The 13,078-nt window shown below is 51.7% G+C and carries 12 protein-coding genes; 8 read left to right on the plus strand and 4 right to left on the minus strand.

Going from position 1 to position 13,078, the window contains the following annotated elements; genetic code table 11:
• Positions 1 to 229: 229 nt before the first annotated feature.
• Entirely contained in the window at positions 230 to 3,985 is a 3,756-nt protein-coding gene (gene tamB, locus BZJ21_RS04800) for an autotransporter assembly complex protein TamB (protein WP_158075502.1), read from the minus strand.
• A gap of 8 nt (positions 3,986 to 3,993) precedes the next feature.
• Entirely contained in the window at positions 3,994 to 5,697 is a 1,704-nt protein-coding gene (gene tamA, locus BZJ21_RS04805; protein ID WP_077669258.1) for an autotransporter assembly complex protein TamA, read from the minus strand.
• A gap of 163 nt (positions 5,698 to 5,860) precedes the next feature.
• Here tamA and msrA point away from each other — a divergent pair, with 163 nt between their 5' ends.
• Entirely contained in the window at positions 5,861 to 6,493 is a 633-nt protein-coding gene (gene msrA, locus BZJ21_RS04810) for a peptide-methionine (S)-S-oxide reductase MsrA (RefSeq protein WP_236719520.1), read from the plus strand.
• A gap of 89 nt (positions 6,494 to 6,582) precedes the next feature.
• Here the strand turns inward: msrA and BZJ21_RS04815 are convergent, their stop codons facing one another.
• On the minus strand, positions 6,583 to 6,789 hold the full coding sequence (locus BZJ21_RS04815; protein WP_077459979.1) for a DUF1107 domain-containing protein: 207 nt from the start codon (positions 6,787 to 6,789) through the stop codon (positions 6,583 to 6,585).
• 371 nt (positions 6,790 to 7,160) lie between these two features.
• On the opposite strand from BZJ21_RS04815, the gene BZJ21_RS04820 reads away from it, so the two are divergent.
• The 7 genes from BZJ21_RS04820 to BZJ21_RS04850 all read left to right on the plus strand — a co-directional run bounded on the left by BZJ21_RS04820 (position 7,161) and on the right by BZJ21_RS04850 (position 12,447).
• Positions 7,161 to 7,715 (plus strand): YtfJ family protein, encoded by a 555-nt coding sequence (locus tag BZJ21_RS04820; protein WP_077576494.1) that lies wholly within the window; start codon positions 7,161 to 7,163, stop codon positions 7,713 to 7,715.
• 99 nt (positions 7,716 to 7,814) lie between these two features.
• The gene (locus BZJ21_RS04825; protein WP_077459981.1) at positions 7,815 to 8,102 is read left to right on the plus strand and encodes a DUF2607 family protein; all 288 of its coding nucleotides are present in this window, start codon (positions 7,815 to 7,817) and stop codon (positions 8,100 to 8,102) included.
• Between the two features lie 26 nt (positions 8,103 to 8,128).
• On the plus strand, positions 8,129 to 8,812 hold the full coding sequence (gene zrgA, locus BZJ21_RS04830; protein WP_077669260.1) for a zinc uptake protein ZrgA: 684 nt from the start codon (positions 8,129 to 8,131) through the stop codon (positions 8,810 to 8,812).
• Positions 8,813 to 8,853: 41 nt separating this feature from the next.
• Positions 8,854 to 9,549, plus strand: a complete 696-nt coding sequence (locus tag BZJ21_RS04835) for an ABC transporter ATP-binding protein (protein WP_077669261.1) — start codon at positions 8,854 to 8,856, stop codon at positions 9,547 to 9,549.
• Positions 9,546 to 10,805, plus strand: coding sequence for an ABC transporter permease (locus tag BZJ21_RS04840; RefSeq protein ID WP_077669262.1), 1,260 nt, complete (start codon positions 9,546 to 9,548; stop codon positions 10,803 to 10,805). Before BZJ21_RS04835 ends, BZJ21_RS04840 begins: the two co-directional genes overlap by 4 nt.
• 3 nt (positions 10,806 to 10,808) lie before the next feature.
• Positions 10,809 to 11,306: a DUF3299 domain-containing protein gene (locus tag BZJ21_RS04845; RefSeq protein WP_021023528.1), complete on the plus strand. Its 498-nt coding sequence runs from the start codon at positions 10,809 to 10,811 to the stop codon at positions 11,304 to 11,306.
• A 238-nt stretch (positions 11,307 to 11,544) separates the two neighbouring features.
• Positions 11,545 to 12,447: a TIGR03899 family protein gene (locus BZJ21_RS04850; RefSeq protein WP_077669263.1), complete on the plus strand. Its 903-nt coding sequence runs from the start codon at positions 11,545 to 11,547 to the stop codon at positions 12,445 to 12,447.
• A gap of 5 nt (positions 12,448 to 12,452) precedes the next feature.
• Here the strand turns inward: BZJ21_RS04850 and cysC are convergent, their stop codons facing one another.
• The gene (cysC, locus tag BZJ21_RS04855; protein WP_077669264.1) at positions 12,453 to 13,073 is read right to left on the minus strand and encodes an adenylyl-sulfate kinase; all 621 of its coding nucleotides are present in this window, start codon (positions 13,071 to 13,073) and stop codon (positions 12,453 to 12,455) included.
• Positions 13,074 to 13,078 lie beyond the last annotated feature (5 nt).

Consider the following 13,078-nt stretch of genomic DNA (forward strand, 5'->3'; position numbering starts at 1 on the left):
GGCGTTGGCATAATCGCTCCTATAAACATTTAATTATTAAGCACAGCCTATTCACTGTGGTAATGGTCATATTGCGAAAAGCATGCCAAGTTTTATTTTTTTATTTTACAGATACTTACTGATTGGTTTGGCAACTTCTTGCTCGACCGCAAGCAAGAAGTTGCCAAGCTGAGCAAAAAGTTGCTTGGAGGAATGAAGGTTTCACGCAATTCCCAAGACCACTATTTATCTATTTAATCTCAAACTGATAAAGCACATCGACCGCTTGGTCAACACCCGACACCGCTTCTAGGTAAAGGTCTTTCATTAAACGATAGCGCACAGTAAATACCCCAATCGCATCGAAGATCCCGACCCCATATTTCACTTCCAAATCCGGTAAAATATAGCCTGACACTTCGACCTTTTGTTCGTCGCCGGCACCCGCGGTATCTAAGGTGAGATCCTCAACACCAAAGGCTTGGCCGATCTCTCCTACCAATTTTCCGCTTTGCGCTAACCCAATACCAATCAGCATCGAGGTCATATTGGCATCGCCGGCGCCAGCATCCAGCGCTCGGCCACGCAATAGATAAGATAAGGCATTCGCCTGCGAGCCAGCCGGATCCATAAATATATCCGCAACCGGATCATCGGCCGGGCCACTCAAGCGAATACCTGCGATCACATCCCCCTCTATTCGCTCTGGGTTACGAATCGCTTCCACTTGCAGGTAGGGTTGGTCGGCAGGGCCATTAAACAAGATTTCCCCTTTGCGGATAATCAAGTCTTGTCCGAACGAGCGATACGTTCCGTCCAGTAAGCTGACATTCCCGACAATTAATACACCTTGCGGATTGTTTTTGATATTCAGTTCACCGGATAAGCGCGACTTTAAACCAAAGGCTGCGAGACTAACGTCATCCCCCAGTGCTAACTTTACATCGGTGACTAGGTTAAACGGCATCGGCTCATCTTGTTCTGCACTTTCTGGCGTATAGTCTTGGTTTAACAGCACCGTATCGTCTGACACCGTCACCGCTGACGCAGGTAAATTTTCGACTTCTATCCGTCCCCAAGGCACATGGATATCACCACGAATCGCGACCTGATCAGGCGTCGCAGAAACGGTAAGATCTGGCGCGACATCGAGCTTTACCATTGGGGGAAGGTTAACACGTAACGTATCACCCGATACATTCAAGCCAAATTGCCAATCATCAATGCGGGGCCATTGGCCATCGCCTTTTAGTGTTAGCGGACCCTCAGGCGTGATTAACTGCCCATCCAGTTGCCCTTGTTGCCCATCAACCGTCAGAGCCAATTGCCCGTTATCTACATCCACCGGTGACGATAAGCCTTTCATCCGCAGCCCACTGACCGTCATGCCGCCATACACTTGCGGTAACGTTAGTGGGCCTTCAAGACGTAAATTCGCATTCACTTCACCATTCATATCCGCTTGTTTATCGTTTCCGAGCAAGGGCTCAAGCTTGGCCAATTGCACAGCAGTCACGGTAAGGTCGCCAGTAATCGTAGGTGTAGGAGCCAATAAATCGGTTAGGGTAAAGCCAGACGCAAGGGTGCCACCATCATCCAACGTCAGAGCAAGCGCCCCTTGTAATTGGTCATTGTGCCAGCGTGCATCCATGTTCGCGTGTTGCCAGTCAATGACTAGTGGCCTTTCTGCTTGCTGACGCAGTGCACCGTCGGTGATATCAATCGAGGCGCGTACATCTGGCGAGGCGTCAGGCTGCCATCGAGCGTGAACGGCTGCATTGGCACGTGTTTCAGCGTGCCATTCCGGCGGCATGAACGCCGCAATTTGCTTCGCATCAAACCCTTCAATATTGGCAACGACCTCTCCTTGCTCACCAATATAGGCCGGTTGTGATAAGCATAAAGAAGTGGCTTGCCACTGCCAGCAATGCTCGCCGATCTGGGTTTGCGTATCGGCGAAAGTAAACGCAATGGGCGCCGCGGTTTGCTGCACGATGTCGCCAATGTCTTCTACATTCACCCGCGTATCGAGCAGTTGCCCTTGCCAACCGGACTCGCGCGCCAGCGCACCTTGAATACGTAGCACGCCAGAGGTAGGAACGCCTTGCCAGCGTAAATCCAGCTGATGCTCGGCTTCATCACCGCGGACGGTAAGATCTAAGTTCTCTAAACGCAGCGTTTGATAGCGCCCTCCCAGTACAGACACATTCAGGTTGCCACCTAAGGTATCCTTGAAGGCCAGCGCGCCGTCTAAGGTAAGCTGATTGATGCGAAGATCTTGCCAGCGCAACTGCTTGGCATCGACGGCCAGTTTGGCATTGGGATGGGCAAAGGGCCCGCTCAGACGCGCATCGCCACGAATCACACCAGTTAACATCGGTAATGATTGAGACAGGTCGGCAATATCCACCGATAGCCCCATTTGCCACTCGTCACGCACTTGCCCTTGCGCAGTAATACGGTTAGGACCGTGGGAAAGCGTCAGACCGGAGGTAGAAACGCTAGGTTGCCCATCGCCATCACGATCATGGGCATTAAGCGCGCCAGACACTGAAAGGGGTAATTGCTGAAGCTCACCATGAACGACCAAGGTTGGCATAGACACATCCCAGCCACCTTGTGGGGTTAATCGTCCACGATGGCTCACGGCGCCGGTGAGATCACCATTCACCTCAGGCCATTGCCGCTGAGGCTGAATATGGGCAAAGCCTAACTCGGCTTGCCAAAAAGGCACGCTGGACCAATCCACGCTGGCGCGCCCAGCAACAGTACCACCGAGTGTTTGTGCCTCAAATTGCGAGAGCTTGAGCGCCGAGAGGCTACCTTGCCCGGCAAGGTTTAGTTGTGTTGTCGGCACCTCAGGGCCGTCAACGTCACTTTGTAGCCCCAGCTGATAGTCAGATAAGTCACCATCGGCGTGAAAGTGTAGCTCGCGTAATGCCGCGATCGCTTTCCCCGTCAGCGGCCACGCCAATGCCTCGCTATCCAATTGCACGGCAAAAGGTAAGTTCGGTGCCAGCACGTTTGCTTCTCCCTCAAGCGTCGCCGTCACCGGGCCGCGCGCGCTCGCGTTTAGCTTAAGCGCGGCAAGACTTCCTGAGGCCGACAGCGATAAAGCTTGGCCTTGGAGCGATGCCAAGTTCGTGGTCAACTGTGTTTCTAAGGTCAGTGGGTACTCACCTTCCAACAGAATATCGCCAGAAAGCTTAGCCGTGCCCTGAGGGGCGGCCACCGAAAAATGGTCAATCGTCACCGCACTGCCTTTGACGGCGCCGACGAGATCTAACGAAGAAAAAGTATGTACTGTACCGGCGTCAATACGAGTATCGCGTAGGCTAAATTGCTCAACATTGATATTTAGCGGCACATGAATAGACGGCAAGCGGAGCCCTGGATAATGAAAAGGGGCACTCGAGGCGTCGCTATCAGGTTTACCAACCGCACGGTCGGTATTTTCTTGATCACTGTCGTTGGTGGGCAGGGTAACCACCAGCTGCTGCCACTTTGTGGGCGATAAGGTTAATGTGTCTCCCTCGACATGCACACCGCCTTGAAGCTGCTGCCAGTCAATCGCCTGTCCAGCCACCTGAATCGCCACATCATTGAATGCAAACGCGTTAATATGTATCGGTAGCGGCGATTGGATCCTCGCGGTAGACGGCTCGGCGGCGGTGTTGTCATCGCTTGGCGGGAAATTAAGCGCAAGCGTTACCCCTTCAGCCGCCAGTTGTTCGACACAGATTGATGGGGTAAGTAAGCACTTACCTTTTATCTCAATCCCCAGCTTATTAGCGGCCAATTGGATTTGCTCATCCTGATATTGCAGACCACGAAGTTCAAAGCCGGTCAGCAAAGTGCCCTCGGCTTGTTCAAGCGATAATGCAGGTATAGCTTTCTGTGCCCCCCACACTCCAACTTGTAACCCGATCGGCGTAAATAAGGTGGTGGACACCAAACCTACCAGCGCAAATATCGTGATTAATAGAATCAAAGTTAATCTAACCAACCACCGGCTCATAATTCAGGCCCCAACGTCAGGTGCACACGAAAGTCGTCATCGTCATTATCAAAACCATGGGCGACATCAAGGCGAATCGGGCCCACCGGTGATGACCAACGAATGCCTGTCCCGGCCGCGCGCTTCCATGACAAATGGTTGGTCCACGCATCGCCGCCGTCAGCAAACACCGCCCACCACCAATTGCCACCAAGACGATACTGATATTCTAAAGTCCCGGTTAACATATAGCGTGCACCACTTAACTGACCGCTGTCATCGACCGGCGAGACGGTTTCATAGCCATAACCACGAATGCTGTTATCCCCCCCAGCGAAAAAACGTAAGGATGGTGGTGCTTCACGAAACTCCTCGGAAATCAGGGCGCCACCATCGACCCGAAGTAAGCCACGATGATTCTTATTTAAACTGCGAATCCAAGCACTACGACCTTGAAGTCGCAGCAAGCTAATATCCGACAGCCACGCGGGATCGGCTGCCTCCAGCGTCAGTGATTGCTTGTCTCCCCAATGCGGCATCAGACCACCACGCACGCGCGTTCGGGTAACGTTGACGCCCGGCAGCACCACGCTGACGATATCTTCATCTTGCCCTTGGCTATAGTTTTCGTACAGCCAGCGCAGCGATACACTGCGCTGCCAGCCGGTATCATAAAGCCAGTGTCGGGAGACAGAGGTCGTCGCTTCAAAACTGGTGGTATCGCGTTGGTCTGTATTTTTTAACCCCAGCTGAACTTGATAATATTCCCGTGAAACATCGTCAAGCGGCACTTTATAGGTAGAAGTAAGGGTTTGCTCTGGCTGAGAAACCGCCAGTGATGTGCTCAGGCTATGCCCCCTTGAATTATACCAAGGCTTACGCCAATTAAGCTTAAGACGCGGGCCAATGTCGGTGGAATACCCCACCCCAGTTTCAAACTTGTTGCGCGCTTCCGGGGTCAACGTCACCTTGATCGGCACTTCATTGTCCTCGGCGTCTTCCATATCCGCTTGGACTAATGCACTGGCAAACCAGCCCGTATTTGCTAACGCTTGGTTAAACTCGCCTAAGTCAGTAACTTGATAGAAATCACCTGGTGAAAAATCTCGCAGTGTATCAAGTCGCTTATGCTGGATTTGCGAGCCTTGATAATCGATCGCACCAAAATGATAACGCTTGCCACTGGCAAAATGTAGACGAATAAAGGCTTGCTGGCGGTCAGGCGCGACTTCGAGCCGGGCTTGCGTAAAACGACCATCAAAATAGCCCTTTTTCACGGCTAAGCTCTGGATCTGACTTTTGAGTGACTCATAATCACTGTGATTGAGCCGATGACCAGGTTGCGGTCCTTTCGCTTTAAGCGAATGAAAGTCATCATCCATCGCAGCTTCACCGGAAAAGACGACATCGACTTGCGCCACGTTAACCGGGGGGCCTGGATTAACGGAGACAACCAGGGTATCGCCCTCTGGCGCGTTCAGCGTGATTTTGGGCTGATAGTAGCCTACTGCCTGGAGTGCTTGTCGGACATCGCGCTCGACACGCGCCTTAAACCGATACGAACCATCGCGTTCTTCGGGCGCGATCGCCGCCAAATAGGTTGCTACATTTTGTTGCGCTTCACCCTCGAGTCCTTGGAGCTCAACGTCGAGGCTCGCGCGTACCCAGCTAGGTAGCAGTAAAAAAGCGATCGCAATAAGGGAGAGTTTACGTATCTTCATGCAATGAGAACCATTACTAGGGTGCCGCTCAACAAAATTGATGATATCTTGCCATATTACGCGTTGAGCTGGGCTTGATGCTAGCGCCATTCACATCAGTCCACACCCAAAGCGGTTTCATACAACACATAACGCTTTTCATCACAGCAGTAAAAGGATGCCTATGTCGATGCAATCTTCGTTCAGCCAACCCGATAATGCGATTGCGGATCGTGCTGATGCCATCACGCCCACCGAGCCACATGCCGTATTTGGGCAACCTATCACAACGGCCCCAGCGAACGGTCAGAAACAGGTCATTTTAGGGATGGGCTGTTTTTGGGGAGCGGAACGCAAACTCTGGCAACAACCAGGTGTAGTCATGACCTCTGTTGGCTACTGCGGTGGGGTAACACAACACCCGCGCTATCAAGATGTCTGTACGGGTCAAACAGGCCACGCCGAAGTGGTTAATGTCATTTTTGACCCGAGTGTCACCAGTCTGGACGCTTTATTGACGATCTTTTGGGAAAACCACGATCCAACTCAAGGGTTGCGCCAAGGTAATGACGTGGGCCCACAGTACCGTTCAGCCATTTATTACTGTGATCCTGCCGATTGCGCGACGGTAGAAGCCAGCTTTGCCGCCTATCAAGCCGCTTTAAAAGCAGCGGGCAAGTCGGATGGCGTCACCACAGAGATCGCCCCCGCAGGTACTTATTTCTTAGCAGAAACAGACCATCAGCAGTATCTGCACAAAAACCCCCAAGGCTACTGCGGCTTGGGTGGCACCGGCGTTTGCTTCCCGCCACAATAGTCTGAAGGCACGCAAAAGTCTGAAGACACGCAAACTCAGAGATAAAAAAAACACGTCATTAGACGTGTTTTTTCTGCATCGCACGTTTTTTATGCGGTGATGGCCATCGATTTAATTTCTTTATTTACTTCGGTCATGACCGAGAGTGCACGTTTATCACTGTGTCCTGGAGGTAGCAAACGCCCACCATCAAACTCAAACGCGCCGACACCTTCAATATAAAGTCGGCCCTTAAAAAATCGTTTCACATATCGCGCAATCTGGGTTGGTCGATATTGACGAAAGATGCGAAGCATAGGGATCCCTTTATTTCTCAACCAAGTCTGATGAACAGACCGAAACAGTAACAACGCTCTTTCACCGTTTCTTGGTAAATTATGTGTTACCACCTTGGAGCACCGAATATTATCTGGCAATCTCCACGTATAAAACTAAGCAAGCAAAGTGCCATCTTATTCTGATGACAAGCACAGAATTAGAGCCTACTGGGCACGAAAAGTTCCTACCTTAGATCAATACGCGCGCTTTGAAGTGACGATCACTGGATAAAACTCCGATCTCGCGCACGGATTAACCCTTGGCACTTGGCACAACGCACTGTCTGGCGTAACCATAGATAACTTGGCACCGAATGCCAAATAATGACCACAGACATGGATGATAAAGAATGAACAAAACCCTACTTGCTCTCACTTTTGCGTTATTCACAGGCACCAGTTGGGCGCACACGATCCAAAACGGTGCACCTTTACCGTCAGCCAAGGTCGCCGAGCAAGGCGAACTAACCTTGAATGGCGACGATATCGTTTATCAAGCTTGGCAAACCGAACAGTTGCAGGAAAAAGTACGCGTGATCCAAGCCATTGCTGGACGCAGTAGCGCCAAAGAAATGAACGCCCCCCTCATGGCGGCAATTACCGCCGCGGATTTTGACGATGCACGCTATCAAACCACCACCATCATCAATCAAGATGATGCCATGTGGGGAACTGGCGGCTTTGTAAAATCGTCAGCCGAAGACAGTAAACGCGAATTTAGCTGGTCATCGATTGTGCTCGACGAAAATGGCAGTGTCGCAGAGGCATGGCGCTTAAAAGAAGAGAGCTCGTTGATTGCCGTACTGGATGATAAAGGCATGGTGCGTTTTGTTAAAGAAGGTAAGCTAAACGAGGATGAAGTGAATCAAGTTGTCAGCTTGGTGACAGAGCTGGTAAACCAATAATCATATCGCGGGCAAGGCCCGCGCTTTCATTTCAGACTTGGCGTTCAAGGCTACAATTGTTATGTTATCACATTACTTAATAACCTCATGGACGTCTGGATGACTCGGCGAGTGCTCGTCAACCTGCTATTTGTATTGGTGCTTAGCCAAGCCGGACTGTGGGCGCACCATCAAGTCGATACCTTAGCCCCGAGCCATCACAGTGAGCATTGTGGTGTCTGTCATCTCATCCCACCAGCAATACTGGCTTCCAGTATCGTGACACCGACGCCCACCTATGCCGCCAATACCCTCATCGTTTGGTCAAAACCTCAGCGAGCTTATCGTACCGCTATAGCCTTTTCGGCGCGCGCCCCACCGAGTGAAATAAATGCCTTCATTATCTAATTCATTTATTCACGAGGAGAAACCACATGAAAGCTCGTTTATTACCCAGCGTTATCACTATGGCCATCGCGACCACCTCTGCAGCAACATTAGCCGATGAAGCCAGCTATCAGTCGTTCGATGCCCACGTCCACGGGGAGGTAGCACTGAGCCTCGCCCAAGACGGTGAGCGCGTATTCATTGAGTTAACGGCCCCCGGCAATGATGTGGTCGGCTTTGAACACCAGCCTAAAAACGCCGCCGACCAGCAAGCGGTCGAAGATGCCTATGCGCTTCTGCGTGATGGTGGAAAACGCTTCCAACTTGCTGAAGCAGCGAATTGCCAGCTTGCCGAGACCAAAGTCACTAGCAGTTTTGACGACTACAATGAGCATCACGGCCATGACGAACACCACGGCCACGACGAACACCATGACCACGACGAACACCATGACCACAATGAACACCACGGTCATGACGAGCACCATAACCACGACGAGCACTACGGCCATGACGAACACCACGGCCATGACGAGCATGATCAGGGTAACCACAACACTTTATCCGTGAACTATCAATTCGTTTGCCAAACCCCACAAGCCTTCACCGAATTGAAAACGGATTGGTTTAGCCTGTTCCCTAACACAGAAGCCATCAAAATTCAGGCCGTTACCGATGATAAGGTCAGGGTTGACACCTTGATTCGTACTAAGTCGCACATCCAGTGGTAGTGAAAAAAGGAGGCGGGGCGCATCCAGTGCCCCTGTCAGGCATGATAGCCATCAAACAACTAGGTTTTACGTGGCCCGATCAGTCGCAACCGATCTTAGACATCGATAGCTTTACGGTCGGTGAAGGCGAGCATGTATTTTTACAAGGTCCCAGCGGCAGTGGTAAATCCACCCTGCTAAGCCTGATTGCGGGTATTCATATCCCCCAGACGGGTACGCTGACGGTCAATCATCAAGCGCTAACGGCACTGAATGATCGCGAGCGTGATCAATTCCGTGCTAACCACATTGGTTATATTTTTCAGCAATTTAATCTGCTGCCTTATTTATCGGTGATCGATAATGTCACCGTGCCGCTGCGCTTTTCTCACCTGCGTCGTCAGGCGTTGACACGATCGCCTCATCAAGAGGCCGCCACCTTGCTCGACCAATTGGGCTTACCCACAAACTGCCACCACCAGCCGGTCACCGCGCTGAGTATCGGCCAGCAACAACGGGTCGCGGCGGCGCGGGCGCTGATTGGTGCGCCGGCGTTAATTATCGCTGACGAGCCGACTTCTGCGCTCGACGCTGACACCCGCAACACCTTTATTCAGTTGCTTCAAGACCGCTGCCGAGAAGCCAACAGCAGCTTATTGTTTGTCAGCCATGACAGTCAATTAGCGCCCTTGTTTGACCGTGATGTCTCGCTTCCCGCGCTGAATCGCGCCATGCGTCGCAAGGAGGATCAGCAATGATTTCGCTATTGGGACTCGCAGGGAAAAGCCTGAAAAATCGCCGCGCCACCGCATTGCTTTCTTTGCTGACCGTCACCATCGCCGTGGTGCTGTTACTCGGCGTCGAAAAGGTGCGCACGCAAGCGAAGGCCAGCTTTGCCAACACCATTTCCAACACCGATTTAATTGTGGGCGCCCGTTCCGGCTCCATTAATTTGCTGCTCTATTCCGTGTTTCGAATTGGTAACGCCACCAACAATATCGGCTGGGAAAGTTATCAACGCCTTCGCGAGCACTCAGATGTGAGTTGGACCATCCCCATTTCACTCGGGGATTCTCACCGTGGCTTTCGCGTGCTAGGCACCAGCAATGATTACTTTTCCCATTATCAATATGGTCAAAAACAACCACTCGCCTTTCGCCAAGGCGGCCCATTTTCCGGTCAATTTGATACCGTGATTGGCGCCCAAGTGGCGAAAGATCTGGGATACAAAATGGGCGATAACCTAGTGATTGCTCATGGACTGGCCGATAAAAGCTTTAATCAACACGACAATTTGCCGTTTACTGTCACCGGTATTTTGGCGCCCACCGGCACGCCCGTCGACCGCAGTGTGCATGTGTCGCTCGAAGCCATAGAAGCGATTCATGTCGGCTGGGAAAGTGGCGCACGACTCGGCCAAGGCCTCACTCAAGCCCAAGCACAGCAGCGTGAATTACAGCCCGAGCAACTCACTGCAGTCATGGTGGGTCTGAACAGTAAAATCAAAACGTTTGCCGTCCAGCGTTGGGTCAATACTTATTCACGCGAGCCATTGACTGCCATCATGCCCGGCATTGCCTTGCATGAGCTATGGGACATGATGCGCGTGGGCGAGCAAGCGCTATTAGTGATCGCTGGATTTGTCGTCGTTGCTGGATTATTAGGCATGCTCTCCAGCCTGCTCACCAGCCTGAACGAGCGTCGACGAGAAATGGCAATTTTACGGGCAATGGGCGCACGTCCGGTACATATTATTCTGCTGTTGGTCAGTGAGGCGGTTGCCATCACCCTGGCGGGTATCATCTTAGGTGTGCTACTGCTTTATGGCGGTCTTGCGCTCACCCAGCCCTATATTATCAGTGAATTTGGCCTGTTCTTACCGCTCGACTGGCCCTCTTATTATGAATGTTTGTTAATGGTCGGCGTGTTTATCGCTGGTCTCGTGGTCGGCTTAATTCCCGCTTGGCGCGCGTACCGACAAACACTGTCCGACGGCATGACAATGAAGGTATAACCCATGAAAAAACGGATAACGCTCCATCTTATCGCCTTGCTTAGCGGCCTTTTGAGTTCGCTTGCTTGGGCAAGCAGTGAACCACTCATGCTCGATTGGATAGATTTGGTTCCTGAGCACGAACGGGCACAGTTTGATAGCCGCGGCATGCCAGACATTAGCCACGACGGTGATAACCCGCAAAGCTTGGTCGGATCGGTTCGCCCTGAACTCAATAATAGCCAAGTTAAAATCCCCGGCTTTGTGATCCCGTTAGAAGGTGACGATCAACGGGTGACCGAATTCTTGCTGGTCCCTTTTCTTGGCGCCTGCATCCATGTGCCACCCCCACCGCCCAATCAAATTATTTACGTAAAGTTTGCCGATGGCGCGCCGATTCAAGAACTATGGGATGTGGTTTATGTCGAAGGGACACTCAATACTGAGCATGTCAGTCATGACTTGGCAGAGGTGGGATATGTACTGCAAGGTACAACGCTAAGCGCCTACGACGACGGATAGATTTCTATCAATCAGTGAGCTTGATCGGCGCCGACACCATTGTCAGACAATATAATGAGACAATATCGCCAGTGCGCCGATATAAATGGCGATCAACAGTAAATTGATGGAGTTAGGTTTTTGCCTTCGCACACGCATCCCTACGCTTAATAGATAACACCATAATGTTAACAAATTTAATCATTAATTAACATATTTGCCAGCATAAAATTTTGCTGACAATCAGTGTGAGAACCGCATGGCAGAGCAAGACAAACCCGTGGTCGTCGACGCCCACCCAGAGAAACGGCAACACCAAGATCACAGCTATAAAGAAGATGCCGATCTACGCGGCAGTAAAGGGCGACTAAAAGCGATTGCGAGCGAGTATCAAGTTGATGCTCGCTTACAAGACGTGGAGCAAGAGGATCTCGCCCATCGCAGCGCAAACCGCCAACGCCAGGTGATGCAAAAGCAACAAGCCAACCTCGAAGCGATCATTGCTCATACCTACGAAAGTTGTCACAGTGAAACGGCACAAACCCCCGATCCGGATTGGCTGGTACGCTTTTTCGACTTAGCCCGCAATATTCACGGCTATGCGATGCAACAGCTTTGGGCTAAGATCCTTAAACAGGAAATATTGCGTCCGGGAAGCACCTCGATCAAAGCACTCACCCTTTTAGAAACCATGACCCAGCGCGAAGCGCAAGCACTGCAACGCGCCTGTGCATTGTCCAGCACCTTTGGCCAAGACAGCACCAAAAAGCTAGTCACCGGTTTTCGTCGTCGTCAAGGTTTGGTGCAACTGCTGCGCCCAGAGCCGCCACACAAACTCTCGCTAGGGCATTACCAGCTTTCTTATACCGACTTGATGTTACTGATGGATTTAGGGCTTATCCTGCGCACCGAGCTTGAATCTGGGATCATTGAGATGCATCCTGCCATGCCATTTACACTGCAAGACACCCAGTACATGCTCACTCCGCTCCACAAAGGCATGCGCCTGTATTATTACCGCTTTAGTCCCACCGGCCACGAGCTGGCTAAACTGGTCGGCAAACGCGTGCATCCCGACTACCACCACGCGATTTGTACGTTGCTCGCTGAAGGCTTTGAGATGCACAGCGACATTGGCGATACCGTCAACACCCATGCGTGATACCTTTAGGTGCGCAGCACTCCCCGATCGCGCAACACATCAAGGCAGACCGCCACATGCTCAGCAACACGCTGATCGCCAGTTAAATGAATCGCCGGTGCGTGCGGTGGTTCATAATCTGACGATATGCCGGTAAACGCTGGGATCTCGCCAGCACGCGCTTTTTTGTACAGCCCTTTTGGATCGCGCTGCTCGCACACCGCCAGCGGCGTATCGACAAAGACTTCGATAAACTGCCCCTCAGGCAAACGCTCACGCACCCTCTCTCGCTCCGCGCGGAATGGTGAGATAAAAGCACTGAGGACAATCAGACCAGCATCGGTCATCAACTTAGCCACCTCGCCAATTCGGCGAATGTTCTCGGCTCTGTCCTGATCGGAAAAACCCAGATCGCGACACAATCCATGGCGAATATTATCGCCATCCAGCAAATAGGTATGGTGCCCTTCGGCCACCAAGGCGGCCTCCAACGCACCAGCAATGGTCGATTTGCCCGAGCCAGACAAGCCAGTAAACCAAAGCACCACAGGTTGCTGCTGTTTTTGTTCACTGCGCTGGGCTTGGTCAACATGATGCTGATGCCAGATCACATTGGGATCAGTTGACGCAGATACAGTGTCAGTCATGAAAG

The organism is Salinivibrio costicola subsp. alcaliphilus, from assembly GCF_001996185.1.
Classification (GTDB): domain Bacteria; phylum Pseudomonadota; class Gammaproteobacteria; order Enterobacterales; family Vibrionaceae; genus Salinivibrio; species Salinivibrio costicola.